14 protein-coding genes are annotated in these 14,616 nt (G+C 72.7%); 4 read left to right on the top strand and 10 right to left on the bottom strand.

The window, feature by feature from the left end:
* Positions 1-154: 154 nt before the first annotated feature.
* From truB to rimP, 7 genes are all read right to left on the bottom strand, one after another.
* Positions 155-1,063, bottom strand: coding sequence for a tRNA pseudouridine(55) synthase TruB (gene truB / locus AC07A6_RS33285; protein ID WP_362468379.1), 909 nt, complete (start codon positions 1,061-1,063; stop codon positions 155-157).
* Positions 1,060-1,512 carry a 30S ribosome-binding factor RbfA gene (gene rbfA / locus AC07A6_RS33290; RefSeq protein WP_362468381.1) on the bottom strand — a complete coding sequence of 151 codons (453 nt, stop codon included), beginning with the start codon at positions 1,510-1,512 and terminating at the stop codon, positions 1,060-1,062. Before rbfA ends, truB begins: the two co-directional genes overlap by 4 nt.
* 33 nt (positions 1,513-1,545) lie before the next feature.
* A complete protein-coding gene (locus AC07A6_RS33295) occupies positions 1,546-1,839 on the bottom strand; it encodes a DUF503 domain-containing protein (RefSeq protein ID WP_007266901.1) in 294 nt (97 codons plus the stop codon).
* 153 nt (positions 1,840-1,992) lie between these two features.
* Positions 1,993-5,082, bottom strand: coding sequence for a translation initiation factor IF-2 (gene infB / locus AC07A6_RS33300; RefSeq protein WP_362468383.1), 3,090 nt, complete (start codon positions 5,080-5,082; stop codon positions 1,993-1,995).
* Positions 5,083-5,230: 148 nt separating this feature from the next.
* Complete coding sequence (locus AC07A6_RS33305; protein ID WP_362468385.1) at positions 5,231-5,518, bottom strand: YlxR family protein; 288 nt, start codon at positions 5,516-5,518, stop codon at positions 5,231-5,233.
* A gap of 144 nt (positions 5,519-5,662) precedes the next feature.
* Positions 5,663-6,664, bottom strand: coding sequence for a transcription termination factor NusA (gene nusA, locus AC07A6_RS33310; protein ID WP_125817007.1), 1,002 nt, complete (start codon positions 6,662-6,664; stop codon positions 5,663-5,665).
* 2 nt (positions 6,665-6,666) lie between these two features.
* Complete coding sequence (rimP, locus tag AC07A6_RS33315; protein WP_125817008.1) at positions 6,667-7,164, bottom strand: ribosome maturation factor RimP; 498 nt, start codon at positions 7,162-7,164, stop codon at positions 6,667-6,669.
* A gap of 156 nt (positions 7,165-7,320) precedes the next feature.
* Between rimP and AC07A6_RS33320 the strand changes: the two genes are divergently transcribed.
* The 4 genes from AC07A6_RS33320 to AC07A6_RS33335 are packed head-to-tail and all read left to right on the top strand — an operon-like array spanning position 7,321 to position 10,126.
* Entirely contained in the window at positions 7,321-7,899 is a 579-nt protein-coding gene (locus tag AC07A6_RS33320; protein ID WP_478779609.1) for a hypothetical protein, read from the top strand.
* Entirely contained in the window at positions 7,896-8,354 is a 459-nt protein-coding gene (locus tag AC07A6_RS33325) for a ferritin-like domain-containing protein (RefSeq protein WP_478779610.1), read from the top strand. The genes AC07A6_RS33320 and AC07A6_RS33325 overlap by 4 nt, the downstream gene beginning before the upstream one ends.
* 16 nt (positions 8,355-8,370) lie before the next feature.
* Complete coding sequence (locus AC07A6_RS33330) at positions 8,371-9,273, top strand: aminoglycoside phosphotransferase family protein (RefSeq protein WP_362468392.1); 903 nt, start codon at positions 8,371-8,373, stop codon at positions 9,271-9,273.
* A 43-nt stretch (positions 9,274-9,316) separates the two neighbouring features.
* Positions 9,317-10,126, top strand: a complete 810-nt coding sequence (locus AC07A6_RS33335; RefSeq protein ID WP_362468394.1) for a slipin family protein — start codon at positions 9,317-9,319, stop codon at positions 10,124-10,126.
* Positions 10,127-10,966: 840 nt separating this feature from the next.
* On the opposite strand, the gene AC07A6_RS33340 is transcribed toward AC07A6_RS33335, so the two are convergent.
* The 3 genes from AC07A6_RS33340 to AC07A6_RS33350 all read right to left on the bottom strand — a co-directional run bounded on the left by AC07A6_RS33340 (position 10,967) and on the right by AC07A6_RS33350 (position 14,436).
* On the bottom strand, positions 10,967-12,691 hold the full coding sequence (locus tag AC07A6_RS33340; RefSeq protein ID WP_478779611.1) for a proline--tRNA ligase: 1,725 nt from the start codon (positions 12,689-12,691) through the stop codon (positions 10,967-10,969).
* A 44-nt stretch (positions 12,692-12,735) separates the two neighbouring features.
* Positions 12,736-13,320, bottom strand: a complete 585-nt coding sequence (locus AC07A6_RS33345) for a GNAT family N-acetyltransferase (RefSeq protein ID WP_478779612.1) — start codon at positions 13,318-13,320, stop codon at positions 12,736-12,738.
* 270 nt (positions 13,321-13,590) lie between these two features.
* A complete protein-coding gene (locus AC07A6_RS33350) occupies positions 13,591-14,436 on the bottom strand; it encodes a GNAT family N-acetyltransferase (protein WP_478779613.1) in 846 nt (281 codons plus the stop codon).
* Between the last annotated feature and the right edge of the window lie 180 nt (positions 14,437-14,616).

The raw sequence follows: 14,616 nt of genomic DNA on the forward strand, positions 1-14,616 counted from the left end.
GCCGCCCACTCCACTCGCGTTCGGAGGGGGGGGAGGCGGGGCGCCGGGGGGAAAAAAAACTGCCCGGGGGGGGGGGGGGGGGGGGGGGGGAGAGCCCCCCCCCCCCCCCCCCCCCCACGTCAACGACGTCGACGACGCGGGGACGAAGCCCCTCTCAGGCGAAGACCGCGAGGGACTTCGCCTTGCCGCCCTTGCTCTCCACGAGCCCGAGCAGCTTGCCCTCGGGGCCGTAGACGGCGACGGTCCGGCCGTCCTGGTACTCGTCCGGCATCTCGATCCGCACGCCGTTGGCGAGCAGCGAGGCCCGGCGGGCGTCCAGGTCCCAGCGCGCGAACGCGGCGGCGGCCGCCTCGCCGATCGGCATGACGGTCAGCTCCTCCTGGAGCTGGTCCAGCGTGCGCGCCTTGTCGAGCTTGTACGGGCCCACCCGGGTGCGCCGCAGCGCCGTGAGGTGGCCGCCGACGCCCAGGTCGGCGCCCAGGTCGCGGGCGAGGGCGCGGATGTACGTACCGCTGGAGCAGACGACGGAGACGACGAGGTCGACGACCTTGGTGCCGTCCTCGGCCTCGGCCTCGCGCATGTCGTACACCTGGAACGACGAGATGGTGACCGGGCGGGCCGGGATCTCGAAGTCCTCGCCGTCGCGGGCGCGCTTGTAGGAGCGCACGCCCTTGATCTTGATGGCGCTGACCTTGGACGGGACCTGCATGATCTCGCCCGTCAGCTTGGCGATGCCCGCGTCCACGGCCTCGCGGGTCACCCCGGAGGCGTCGGCGGACGAGGTGATCTCGCCCTCGGCGTCGTCCGTGAGGGTGTCCTGCCCGAGCCGGATGGTGCCAAGGTACTCCTTCTCCGTCAGCGCGAGGTGGCCGAGGAGCTTGGTGGCCTTCTCCACGCCGAGGACGAGGACGCCCGTCGCCATCGGGTCGAGGGTGCCGGCGTGGCCGACGCGGCGGGTCTTGGCGATCCCCCGCATCTTGGCGACCACGTCGTGCGAAGTGAAGCCGGACGGCTTGTCGACGATGACCAGGCCGTCCGGAGTCTTCCCTGCGTTGGTGCTCATTCCGCGGCTGCGTCCTCGTCGTCCTCGTCGCCCGGCTTCTTGTACGGGTCGGCGTCGCCGGCGTACTTGGCGCCGGAGGACACCTCGCGCACCTGGGCGTCGGATGCCCGCGCCTTGTCGAGGAGGTCCTCGATGGTCCGGGCGTTCTCCGGGAGGGCGTCCGCGACGAAGGTCAGGGTGGGCGTGAACTTGGTTCCCGCCGCCCGGCCGACCGCGGAGCGCAGTACGCCCTTGGCGCTCTCCAGGCCCGCTGCCGCGCTGGCCCGGTCCTCGTCGTCGCCGTAGACCGTGTAGAAGACCGTGGCCTCCCGCAGGTCGCCGGTGACCCGGGTGTCCGTGATGGTCACGTGCGTACCGAGGCGGGGGTCCTTGACTCCGCGCTGCAGCTTCTCGGCCACCACCTCCCGGATGAGGTCCGCCAGCTTCTTCGCCCGCGCATTGTCGGCCACTGGTCCGTCTCCTTCTTTGTTGCAGACAAGCAATCAGTCTTCATCACCGTGGTACCGCCGCCTCACGGACAGCAGTTCCACTTCCGGACGCGCCGCGACCAGCCGCTCACAGCGGTCGAGCACGTCCGACACGAACCCCGCGTCCCCGCTCACCAGGGCGACCCCTATGCGGGCCCTGCGGTGCAGGTCCTGGTCGCCCACCTCGGCCGCGCTCACGGAGAACTTGCGTTGGAGCTCGGCGACGATGGGCCGGACGACGGAGCGTTTCTCCTTCAGCGAGTGGACGTCGCCGAGGAGCAGGTCGAAGGACAGAGTCCCCACGTACATGCAGTTCCGGATATCCCGCCGGTGCGGGTTAGGTGGCCTGCCGGCCGACGCTCGGCAGGGTCACCAGAACCGTACACGCAACGGCCGGGGCCGATCGACGGATATTCCGCCGACCGGCCCCGGGGTTACGACACGGTACGAACCGCCTCGCGCTTACGCGCGGGGCTTCTCGCGCATCTCGTACGTCGCGATGACGTCGTCGATCTTGATGTCGTTGAAGGAGCCGAGGTTGATACCGCCCTCGAAGCCTTCGCGGATCTCGGTGACGTCGTCCTTGAAGCGGCGCAGACCGGAGATGGTGAGGTTCTCGGCGATGACCTTGCCATCGCGCAGGAGCCGCGCCTTGGTGTTGCGCTTGACCTCGCCCGAGCGGACCAGGACACCGGCGATGTTGCCCAGCTTGGACGAGCGGAAGATCTCGCGGATCTCCGCCGTGCCGAGCTCGACCTCTTCGTACTCCGGCTTGAGCAGACCCTTGAGGGCCGCCTCGATCTCCTCGATGGCCTGGTAGATCACCGAGTAGTACCGGACGTCGACGCCCTCGCGGTCCGCCATCTGCGCGGCACGGCCGACAGCGCGGACGTTGTAGCCGATGACGATGGCGTCGGAGCCCATCGCGAGCGAGATGTCGGACTCGGTGACCGCACCCACACCGCGGTGCAGGACGCGGATGTCGACCTCTTCGCCGACGTCGAGCTGGAGCAGCGAGGACTCCAGGGCCTCCACCGCACCGGACGAGTCGCCCTTGATGATGAGGTTGAGTTCCTGGACCAGACCGGCCTTGAGCACGGAGTCGAGGTCCTCGAGGGACACGCGACGGACGCGCTTGGCGAAGTTGGCGTTGCGCTCGCGCGCAGCACGCTTCTCGGCGATCTGACGGGCGGTGCGGTCCTCGTCGACGACGAGGAAGTTGTCGCCGGCGCCGGGGACGTTGGTGAGACCCAGGACCAGGACGGGGGTCGACGGACCCGCTTCCTCGATGTTGTTGCCCTTGTCGTCGAGCATGGCGCGCACGCGGCCGTAGGCGTCGCCCACGACCATCGTGTCGCCGACGCGGAGGGTACCGCGCTGGACGAGGACGGTGGCGACGGCACCGCGGCCGCGGTCGAGGTGGGACTCGATCGCAATACCCTGAGCGTCCTGCTCGGGGTTGGCGCGCAGGTCGAGCGAGGCGTCGGCGGTGAGGACGACGGCCTCCAGCAGGGAGTCGATGTGCAGACCCTGCTTGGCGGAGATGTCGACGAACATCGTGTCGCCGCCGTACTCCTCGGCGACCAGACCGAACTCGGTGAGCTGACCGCGGACCTTGACCGGGTCGGCACCCTCGACGTCGATCTTGTTGACCGCGACGACGATCGGGACGCCGGCGGCCTTGGCGTGGTTGAGCGCCTCGATCGTCTGCGGCATGACGCCGTCGTTGGCCGCGACCACGAGGATCGCGATGTCGGTCGACTTGGCACCACGGGCACGCATGGCGGTGAACGCCTCGTGACCGGGGGTGTCGATGAAGGTGATCTTGCGGTCTTCACCGTTGACCTCGGTGCCCACCTGGTAGGCACCGATGCCCTGGGTGATGCCACCGGCCTCGCCCGCGACGACGTTCGTCTTGCGGATGGCGTCGAGCAGGCGGGTCTTACCGTGGTCGACGTGACCCATGACGGTGACGACCGGCGGACGCGGCATGAGGAATTCCTCGCCGCCCTCGTCCTCGCCGAACTCGATGTCGAAGCCCTCGAGGAGCTCGCGGTCCTCTTCCTCCGGGCTGACGATCTGAACGGTGTAGTTCATCTCGTCGGCGAGGAGCTGCAGGGTCTCGTCGGAGACGGACTGCGTGGCCGTGACCATCTCGCCGAGGTTCATCATCACGGCGACGAGCGACGCCGGGTTGGCGTTGATCTTCTCCGCGAAGTCGGTGAGGGAGGCACCGCGCGACAGGCGAACGGTCTCGCCGTTGCCGCGGGGCAGCATCACGCCGCCCACGGACGGGGCCTGCATGGCCTCGTACTCCTGGCGACGCTGGCGCTTGGACTTGCGACCGCGACGGGCGGGCCCGCCGGGACGGCCGAAGGCACCCTGCGTGCCGCCACGGGCACCGGGACCGCCGGGACGGCCACCGAAGCCGGGACGACCGCCGCCACCGGCACCGGCCGGGCCGCCGCCGAAGCCGCCGCCACCCGGACGCGGGCCGCCGAAGCCGCCGCCCGCCGGGCGCGAGCCCGGACCGGCCGGACGGCCGGCGAAGCCGCCGCCGGGACGACCGGCGCCACCGGGACGCGGGCCACCCGCACCGGGACGGCCGGGGCCGCCGCCGGGACGCGGGCCGGGACCGCCGGCAGCGGGACGCTGCGGCATCATGCCCGGGTTCGGACGGTTGCCGCCCGGGCCCGGACGCGGAGCGCCGCCCTGCGGGCGGGGCATGCCGCCCGGGGTGGGACGGGCGCCGCCGGGGCCCTGCGGACGCGGGGCGCCGCCGGGACCGGCCTGCGGACGCGGAGCACCCTGGCCGCCGGCGCCGGGGGCACCGGGACGCGGAGCGCCGGCCGGACGGGGCGCCTGCGGGCGCGCCATGCCGGTCGAGCCGCCGGAGGTGAAGGGGTTGTTGCCCGGACGGGGACCGGCCGGACGGGCGCCGCCGGGACGCGGGGCCTGGGAGCCGCCGGGGCCACCGGCAGGACGCTGACCCTGGGCGCCGGGGGTGGCGCCGGCCGGGCGCGGGGCGCCGGGACGGGCACCCTGACCCGGGGCGGCCGGGCGCTGCTGCGCCGGACGCGGGCCGGGGGACGCGGCGGGACGCGCCGGAGCGGCGGGAGCCGCCGGGGGCGCGGAGAACTCGGTCGCCACGGGGGCCGCCGGAGCGGGCTTCGGGGCGGGAGCCTTGGGACCGGGACGCGGGCCGGGAGTGGCCGGAGTCACCGGGGCGCTGACCGCGGGGGCCTCGGCTGCGGCGGGCTTGGGGGCCGCCGGCACGCCGGGCTTGGGGGCAGCAGGACGTGCCGCGGTCGCCGGGGAGGGCGCCGCGGGCTTGGCGGGCGCGGCCTTGCGGGGCGCGCCGGGCTTCGCAGCGGACTTGCCGGCGTTGCCGCCGGGCCCCTGCAGTGCGTCAGTCAACTTGCGTACAACCGGCGCCTCGATCGTCGAGGACGCCGAACGGACGAATTCACCGAGTTCTTGGAGCTTGGCCATGACGACCTTGCTCTCAACCCCGAACTCCTTGGCGAGTTCGTATACCCGGACCTTAGCCACTTCGCTCCTTTTAGGTCCGGGTTACGCCGGACCGTCGCTACTTCATGGGCGTACTCATCGCGTACTCATCGAGTGCTCATCGCAATCTCGACCTACTTCCAACTCGCGAGGTACCTGACCGCACGGGGTGTCCGTGCCGTGCTTCTTCTTACGGTGTCGCCTCGGCCGGTGCGGCCAGGGCTTTGCGCAGTCCCTCCGTGTCGAGCGCTCCGGCGGACCTGAGGGCCCGGGGGAACGCCCGGCGGCGGACCGCCTGGTCGAGGCAGACCGCGGCGGGGTGCACGTAGGCACCCCGGCCGGGCAGCGTACCGCGAGGATCGGGAACGCATTCGTCCCCGATCGCCACGATCCGCAGCAGATCGCTCTTGGCCGCTCGCTCCCGGCACCCCACACAGGTGCGTTCGGGGCATGCGCGGGCTTGCGTCCGGCCAGACACGCCTAAGTCTACCTCCCCGTACCGACCTCACCCCTTCAGGTGAAAAATCGAACGGATGTCGTTGTGGTTTCCGAGGTGCTCCGGCGGTGCCGGAGTACCTGTCTACCGGCCGGGAACCCCCGGCCGGTAGCGGTTTATTCCCGGTCAGGCACCGGCGTCCGCGTCGGCGGGCGCCTCGGTGTCGGGCCGGATGTCGATGCGCCAGCCGGTGAGACGGGCGGCGAGGCGGGCGTTCTGCCCCTCCTTGCCGATCGCCAGCGACAGCTGGTAGTCGGGCACGGTCACCCGCGCGGACCGGGTGTCCCAGTCCACGACCTCGACCTTGCTCACCCGGGCGGGTGACAGCGCGTTCGCCACCATCTCCGCCGGGTCGTCCGACCAGTCGACGATGTCGATCTTCTCGCCGTGCAGCTCGGCCATCACGTTGCGCACACGGGCGCCCATCGGGCCGATGCAGGCGCCCTTCGGGTTGAGGCCCGAGCGGGTGGACCGGACGGCGATCTTGGTGCGGTGACCGGCCTCGCGGGCGATCGCGGAGATCTCGACGCTGCCGTCGGCGATCTCCGGGACCTCCAGCGCGAAGAGCTTCTTCACCAGGTTGGGGTGGGTGCGCGACAGGGTCACGGACGGACCGCGGACACCCTTCGCCACCCGTACGACGTACGTCTTCAGACGGAGGCCGTGCGTGTACTCCTCGCCGGGGACCTGCTCCTGCACCGGCAGGATGGCCTCCAGCTTGCCGATGTCGACGAGGACGTTCTTGGGGTCCTTGCCCTGCTGGACGACGCCGGTGATGACGTCGCCCTCGCGGCCGGCGAACTCGCCGAAGGTCAGGTCGTCCTCGGCGTCGCGCAGACGCTGGAGGATCACCTGCTTGGCGGTCGTCGCGGCGATCCGCCCGAAGTCCGACGGCGTGTCGTCGAACTCCTTGGGCTCCTGTCCCTCTTCGAGGTCCCTCGGGTCCTCGGTCGCCCACACGACCACGTGACCGTTGGTGCGGTCGAGCACGACACGGGCGCGCCGGAAGCTGCCCTCGGTGCGGTGGTACGCGATGAGGAGGGCCGACTCGATCGCCTCGACGAGCAGGTCGAAGGAGATCTCCTTCTCCCGGACCAGACCCCGCAGGGCACTCATGTCGATGTCCACGGCTACGCCTCCTCTTCCTTCTTGTCCTTGCGGCTGAACTCGATCTCGACGCGCGCCTTGGCGACGTCGGTGAAAGCGATACGACGGGCGGTCGCCTTGCGGCCCTTCACACCCGGCACTTCGAGGTCCATGCCCTCGTCGTCGACACCGAGGATGCGGGCGATCAGTTCCCCGCCCTCGGCCAACTGGAACTTCACGAGGCGGCCGGTCGCCCGAACGTAGTGACGGTGCTCGCTGAGCGGGCGGTCCGCGCCCGGGGAGCTGACTTCGAGGTTGTACTCGTCCTCGCCCATCACGTCGGACTCGTCGAGCCGGTCGGAGATCTCACGGCTCAGCTCGGCGCATTCGTCCAGGTCGACACCCTCATCGGAATCCACGATGATGCGCAGCATGCGGCGCTTGCCCGCCTTGGAAAGCTCGATGTCCTCGAGGTCCAGGCCCTTGGCGGCGACGAGTGGCTCCAGCAGTCCGCGCAGCCTGTCGCTCTGGGTGGTGCTCATCCGGGTGACTCCTCGGCCGCGTGTGCTGTTGTGGTTTTCCGTCGTGTCAGGTCAAAGGGTATCCGGTCGCGGAGGGTGTTGCCGTCCGCGCTGTGGACGGGGCCCCCGGGTACCGTGATCACACCCTGCCCCGCAACCACCCCCGAGGAGGCCGCCGTGCCCTTGACCACGTCTTCGAGGCCCTCGCCCTCCCGAAGGAGCCTGCTCGCCGGAGCCGCCGGCGCGACCGGGGCCGTGCTGCTGACCGGATGCGCCGGCAGTGGCGGCGAGCCGGGCGCCGACAGCGGGATCGCACTCGACCGGCGGATGCGGGAGGGCGCCGTCCGGGACAGCCGGCAACTGCTGGAACGTTACGACGCCACCCTGGCGGCCCATCCCGGGCTCGCCGAGCGCCTCGGACCGCTGCGCGAGGCCGTCGCGGCGCACACCTCGGCCCTGGCCCCCGCCGCCCCCGCGGCCGGGAAGCCGTCGCCCCGCCCGGGGCCGCCCTCCCCGTCCGCGTCCGGCGCCGCGGCACCCGCCGCCGGTGCTCCGGCGGCGCGCAAGGAGCCGGTCCCGGCGCAGCCCGGCGAGGCCCTGAGCGCGCTCGCGGACGCGGAGCGGGACCTTTCGGAGGCCCGGACCGTCGCCCTGGCCGGCGCCCCCGGGGAGCTGGCCCGGATGCTCGCCTCGGTGGCGGCCTGCGGGGCCGTCCACGCCTACCTCCTCACCTCGACCCCGGGAACCGCCTCGTGAAGCCCTCGCCCTCCCCCGCCCGCGGTCCGCTCCCGGCCGCCCAGGCCGCCCTGGCCGCCGAGCACGCCGCCACGTACGCGTACGGGGTGATCGGCGCGCGCATCGCGCAGGCCCGCGCGAACGAGGCCCGGGAGGCGTACGGGAGCCACCTGGCCCGCCGCGACCGCCTGACCCGCACCGTGCGGGAGCTGGGCGGTGCGCCGCAGCCCGCCGAGGCCGCGTACGCCCTGCCCTTCGCGGTGCGCACCCCGGCCGACTCCGAGCGGCTGGCCGCCGTGATCGAGGACCGGGTGGCGGGCGCCTACTCCGACCTGGTGCGGTCGGCGGACGGCCAGTTGCGCCGCGAGGCGGCTGACGCGCTGAGCGCGGCGGCCGTGCGGGCGGCGCGCTGGCGCGGTGTCGGCGTAGCCTTCCCTGGGCTCACGGAACGCGCACAGGCGGCCCGTACCAGCTGAAAGGGACCAGGCACGCATGGCTTTCGAACCGCCGCAGCGGCTCGTACGGGCGCTCGGCGAGCTGCCGCCGACCGAGCGGGACACGGAGTGGCTGGGGCGTCTGCCCGAGCTCACCGAGGAGGCGCTGAAGCGGCGGGACGTCACGGCGCAGCGCGTCCAGGCCCCCGGCGGCCGCAGCAGCCTGGTGCTCCTGGTCCGCTACGCCGACGGCACCCCGGCCGCCCTGAAACTGGCCCCGCCGGGCGCCGCTCCCGGCCTGGAGCTGGCCGCACTCGCCCACTGGGGCGGCTTCGGAGCCGTACGCGTCCTCGACTCGCGCCACCACGAGGAGGACGGGGCGCTGCTGCTGGAGCGGCTGCACCCCGACGTGTCGCTGCGTTCGCTGCCGGACGCCAAGGCCCTGCTGGAGGCCTGCGGCACGCTGCGCCGGCTGTGGGTGGGCCCGCCGCAGGACCACCCCTTCGAGACGGTGGCCGAACGCACGGCGGCCCAGTCCGAGCTGCTGCGCTCGGCCCCGCCGGAAGCGCGACCGCTCGCGGACACGGCCCTCGCCCTCCGCGACGGCCTCACGTCCGCACCCCCCGAAGCGCTCCTCCTGCACGGAAACTTCCGGCAGGGCAAGGTGCTGGCGGCCGAACGCGCCCCGTGGCTGGCGGTGGGCCCGGACCCGCTGGTCGGCGAGCGGGCCTACGACCTGGCCCGGCTGGTCCGGGACCGGCTGGAGGACCAGATGGCCGCCTCGGCGGGGGCGGCCGGGGCCCGGCGGCGGGTGAACAAGCTCGCCGACTCGCTGGAGGTGGACCGGGAGCGCCTGCGGGCCTGGACGGTGTTCCGGGCGGTGGAGTCCGGCGTCCGCGCACTGGCCGCCGGCCGCCGGAGCGACGCGGAGCTCCTGCTGGAGTTCGCGGCCTGGCTGTGAGGGCATAACCCTACAAAGGGCACATGTCCGGCAGGGGGCCGTCATGGTCGAGGAACTGCTGACAGCGGGAATCGCCGCCGCCACGGGCGTCGCGGTCTACCTGGGTGCGGCCGCCCGGGTGGTGAAGCAGTACGAGCGGGGCATCGTCTTCCGCTTCGGCCGCCTGCGCGAGGGCGTCCGCCCGCCCGGCTTCACGATGATCCTCCCGGTGGCCGACCGCCTCCACAAGGTCAACCTGCAGATCGTCACCCTCCCCGTCCCGGCGCAGGAGGGCATCACCCGGGACAACGTCACGGTCCGGGTGGACGCCGTCGTCTACTTCAAGGTGGTCGACCCCGCGAGCGCGATCATCGCGGTGGAGGACTACCGCTTCGCGGTCTCCCAGATGGCGCAGACCTCGCTGCGCTCGATCATCGGCAAGAGCGACCTGGACGACCTCCTCTCGAACCGCGAGAAGCTCAACCAGGGCCTGGAACTCATGATCGACAGCCCGGCGATGGGCTGGGGCGTCCAGATCGACCGCGTGGAGATCAAGGACGTCTCCCTCCCGGAGACGATGAAGCGGTCGATGGCCCGCCAGGCGGAGGCCGACCGCGAGCGCCGCGCCCGCGTCATCAACGCGGACGCCGAACTCCAGGCCTCGCACAAACTGGCCGAAGCCGCCGCCGTCATGTCGGACCAGCCGGCGGCCCTCCAGCTCCGCCTCCTCCAGACGGTGATCGCGGTGGCAGCGGAGAAGAACTCCACCCTGGTCCTCCCCTTCCCGGTGGAACTCCTCCGCTTCCTGGAACGCGCCGCCCCTGTTGCTCCCGCGCCCGTGACTCCCCCACCGGACCCGCCCCCGCCGGCGTAGCCCACCGGGGGCCTGCCGCTGCGCGGGGCCGTCCCCTACCCGCCCTTCAACCTCCCCCAGACTCCGTCCGGGGGGACCCCCAGCCTCAATCGCCGGCGCGGCTGGAAAACCCCCGGGGCTCCGCCCCGAACCCCGCAACCGGCGCTGCGCGCCGGCCCGGCTCACCACACGGCGCTACCGCGCCCGGGCCCCAATCGCCGGCGAGGCTGGACTCGCCGCCCTCTGCCGCAATGAGCCCCAGACGACCGCCGGCCGCCGAGCAACGAGGAGCGCGTAGCGATCTGCTGCGCCTGACCGCCCACCGCACTCCTCTGATCACCCTCCAGTGCGAGTACCAGCCCCAGACGACAGCCAGCCGCCGAAACCCGAGGAGCGCGTAGCGATCTGCTGCGCGCGGGCGCTCCGCCGGGGGCACGGGCGGGCCCGGATGCCCGGAGGGCCGGCGCCCGGCCCCTTGCCCGGTCCCTGACGGACCCGCCCCTCCGGCTCCTGCCCCGTGACCGTTCCTTTGGGGGTTTCCCGGCAGTCCTTTGTCTTTCCGGGGCGGGTCGGTCGGTCAAGGGTCGCCGAAGGCGATCACGCAGTGACGCGACCGGAGGGAGCGCCCTTGAGGGACCGGCCCGGCACGGAAGGACGATGGGACTGCCGGGAAACCCCCAAACCGTCCCTGACACCGCCCCAGGGGCTACCGCTCCCCCACCCCACCGGCCCGCAGACAGGGAGGCGGGTGGGCAACCACCGCGCGGCCCCGAGGGGTCGAGGGGGAGATAGTGGGCCCGCACAGCGAGCCGGCAACGCACCCACGGGCGCACAACCCCGACCCCACGGGCCCGCCACCCCCTACGACACCCGGGCCAGTGCCTCCGACAGCGGCAGTTCCTCGCGGGTCCCCGCGGCACGGTCCTGGAGTTCGACGACGCCCTCGGCGGAGCGGCGGCCCGCCACCAGGATCCACGGCACGCCGATCAGCTCCGCGTCCGTCAGCTTGACGCCCGGCGACAGCCCCGGACGGTCGTCCAGCAGGACCCGCCGGCCCGCCGCGGCCAGGGCGGCCGCCGCTTCCTCCGCCAGCGCGAGCGGCACCGCCTTGCCGGCCGCCACCACGTGCACGTCGGCCGGTGCCACGGCCGCGGGCCAGCGCAGGCCCCGCTCGTCGGCGGTCTGCTCGGCCAGTGCGGCCACCGCGCGGGAGACGCCGATGCCGTAGGAGCCCATGGTGACCCGGACCGGCTTGCCCTCCTTGCCGAGGACGTCCAGCCCGAAGGCGTCGGCGTACTTCCGCCCCAGCTGGAAGATGTGCCCGATCTCGATGGCCCGGTCCAGCTTCAGCCCCGCACCACACGCCGGGCAGGGGTCGCCCGGCTCGACGACGACCACGTCCAGGTACCGGTCCACCTCGAAGTCCCGGCCGCAGACCACGTTCCGGGCGTGCGTGTCGGCCTTGTTGGCACCGGTCACCCACGCCGTCCCCGGCGCGACGCGCGGGTCGGCGAGGTAGCGGACCTTCTCCAGGCCCTGCGGGCCCACGTAGCCGCGTACCAGGTCGGGACGGTCCGCGAAGTCCTCGGCCGTCACCAGCTCCACCACCGCCGGGGCCAGGTGCTCGCCGAGCTTGCCGAGGTCCACCTCCCGGTCTCCCGGCACGCCGACGGCGGTGATCTCGCCGTCCACCTTGACCAGCAGGTTCTTCAGCGTCGCGGAGGCCGGCACGCCGAGGTGCGCGGCCAGGGTCTCGATGGTGGGGGTGTCGGGGGTCGGGATCTCCTCCAGGGCGGGGTGCCCGGCACCCGCATCCGCACCCTCCACCGCCTTCAGCGCGAAGGTGACCGCCTCCGTGTTCGCGGCGTAGTCGCAGCTCGGACAGTCCACGAAGGTGTCCTCGCCCGCCTCCGCGGGCGCGAGGAACTCCTCCGACGCCGAGCCGCCCATCGCGCCCGACACGGCCGACACGACCCGGTGGTCCAGGCCGAGGCGCTCGAAGATGCGCACGTACGCCTCGCGGTGCAGCCGGTAGGACTCGGCGAGCCCCTCGTCCGACACGTCGAAGGAGTACGAGTCCTTCATCTGGAACTCGCGGCCGCGCAGTACGCCGGACCGGGGCCGGGCCTCGTCCCGGTACTTGGTCTGGATCTGGTACAGCATGACCGGCAGGTCCTTGTAGGACGTGCACTGGTCCTTCACCACGAGGGTGAAGATCTCCTCGTGGGTGGGGCCGAGCAGGTAGTCGGCGCCCTTGCGGTCCTTCAGCCGGAACAGCAGGTCCCCGTACTCCGACCAGCGTCCGCTGACCTCGTACGGCTCCTTCGGCAGCAGCGCCGGCAGCAGCACCTCCTGCGCGCCGATCGCGTCCATCTCCTCGCGGACGATGCGCGAGACGTTGTCCAGGACCTTCTTGCCGAGCGGCAGCCAGGTCCACACCCCGGCGGAGCTGCGCCGGACGTAGCCGGCCCGGACCAGGAGGCGGTGGCTGAGGGTCTCGGCGTCGGCGGGGTCCTCACGGAGGGTCTTGGCCATGAGGCGGGACATGCGCTGTACGTGGTGAGTGGACACGTGGTGAGTGGACATGCCGGGAGGCTACCGACAACCCCGCCGCCCCCGGAAACCCGTTTTCAGTCCGCGCGCGGGGGCCTGAGCAGCGGAAGCGGGGCGCCCATGACCGCGTACGGCAGGCTCGCGCTCGGGAAGTGGACCTTCCGGGCCAGGTCCCGGTAGCCGAGGGCGGCGTAGAGCCCGCGGGCCGGGCTGTCGGTGTCGATGGCGGAGAGGATCGAACGGGGCTCGGCGGCGCTGTCGGTGATCCGGGTGATGAGGGTGCGGCCGACGCCGCGGCCCTGGAAGCCGGGGTGGACGTGCAGCTCGGTGATGACGAAGGAGTGGTCGAGCCAGTGCTCGGTGCCGCCGGCCCGCAGGTAGGGCTCGACGATGGTGGACCACCAGTGGCCGCGGTCGTTGGGCATGCCGTAGACGAAGCCGGCCAGCGCCCCGTCGTCGGTGAAGGCGCCGAGCGCGCGGGCGCCCGGGCAGGTCATGTGGCGCTGGACGATGTAGCGCCGGATGCCGACCTCCTCCTCGCTGAGCCCGAAGGCGACGGCCTGGACGCGCAGGGCTTCGTCCACCCGGCCGGCCAGGTCGAGGTGCCCGATGCGGAGTCCGGCGGGCCGTACGGCGTCGTCGCCCGGGGAAGTAGGCAGCATGCGGCGACCTTACTTCGGGGTAGGGCCGCTCCGGTACGGCTTCCCGGACGAAACCGGCCGCCTCTCTCCGTAGGTCGGAACAGCCCGGGACCGCACCAGCCGGGGACCGCACCAGCCCGGGACCACAGACCGGGACCACACCGGCCCGGAACCTGAACAAGCCGGGACCACACCGGCCCGCCAGCACAGACCGGGACCACACCGGCCCGCCACCACAGAGCAGGACCACACCACCCCGGAACCTCAACGCCCCCGGATCGGACCCCCGGATCAGAACAGCACGCTCATGAACGCGCCCACCTCGCGGAAGCCCACCCTGGAGTAGGCGGCGCGGGCGGCGGTGTTGAAGTCGTTGACGTAGAGGCTGACCACGGGGGCCACGTCCCTCAGCGCGTACTCGACCACGGCGGCCATTCCGGTCTCGGAGTGCCCGCGGCCGCGGAACTCGGGGGCCACCCACACGCCCTGGATCTGGCAGGCGGCCGCGGTGGCGGCGCCGATCTCGGCCTTGAAGACGACCTTGCCGTTCTCGACGCGGGCGAAGGAGCGGCCGCTGCCGACGAGCTCGGCGACGCGGGCCTGGTAGAGCAGTCCGCCGTCCCCGGCGAGCGGCGAGATGCCGACCTCCTCGGTGAACATGGCCACGCAGGCGGGCATGATCAGGTCCATCTCGTCCTTGCGGATCCGGCGGACCAGGGGGTCGGCGGCGATCTCGGTGGACGGCTGCTCGGTGACCATGAGCGGCTGGTGGGCGCGGACGTCGCGGGCGGGGCCCCAGCTGGGCTCCAGGAGCTGCCACAGCAGCCGGGTGGGCTCGGCGGGGCCGACGATGGAGGAGCAGCGGCGGCCGGTGCGGCGGGCTCGGTCGGCGAAGGCGCGTACGGCGTCGGGGCCGGCGCAGACGGGGACGAGGTTGGCTCCGGCGTAGCACATGGAGCGTAGCTCTCCGTCGGCGTACCAGCCCCACATCTCACCGCCCAGGCGCCACGGATCGAGTCCGGCGACCTGGACCCGGGAGGTGACGAAGGCGTTCTCGACCGGCTCGCGTCCGAGGATGGCGAGCGCGGCGTCGAGATCACTGGGTTCAAGGACCCTGGTCGTGGTCTGCGTCAACACTGGGGCCTCACCGTGCAAGTCTGCTGATCTCCGCACTGTACCCGGCGCAACCTGCGCACGCCTGGTCCCACAGGTCACGAAAAGGGCCCGGGGGGCGGGGGGGGGGGGGGGGGGGGGGGGGGGGGCGGGGGCGGGGGGACTCCTTTTCAAACGGAGGGTAGACGCCGCCGGTGGCGATGG

Source organism: Streptomyces sp. NPDC044002, from assembly GCF_056434525.1.

Excerpts from the sequence above, each read along its gene's own strand:
- truB (WP_362468379.1), bottom strand. The coding sequence starts at position 1,063 with ATGAGCACCAACGCAGGGAAGACTCCGGACGGCCTGGTCATCGTCGAC.
- AC07A6_RS33295 (WP_007266901.1), bottom strand. The coding sequence starts at position 1,839 with ATGTACGTGGGGACTCTGTCCTTCGACCTGCTCCTCGGCGACGTCCAC.
- rimP (WP_125817008.1), bottom strand. The coding sequence starts at position 7,164 with ATGAGCACCACCCAGAGCGACAGGCTGCGCGGACTGCTGGAGCCACTC.
- AC07A6_RS33330 (WP_362468392.1), top strand. The coding sequence starts at position 8,371 with ATGGCTTTCGAACCGCCGCAGCGGCTCGTACGGGCGCTCGGCGAGCTG.
- AC07A6_RS33335 (WP_362468394.1), top strand. The coding sequence starts at position 9,317 with ATGGTCGAGGAACTGCTGACAGCGGGAATCGCCGCCGCCACGGGCGTC.
- AC07A6_RS33340 (WP_478779611.1), bottom strand. The coding sequence starts at position 12,691 with ATGTCCACTCACCACGTGTCCACTCACCACGTACAGCGCATGTCCCGC.
- AC07A6_RS33345 (WP_478779612.1), bottom strand. The coding sequence starts at position 13,320 with ATGCTGCCTACTTCCCCGGGCGACGACGCCGTACGGCCCGCCGGACTC.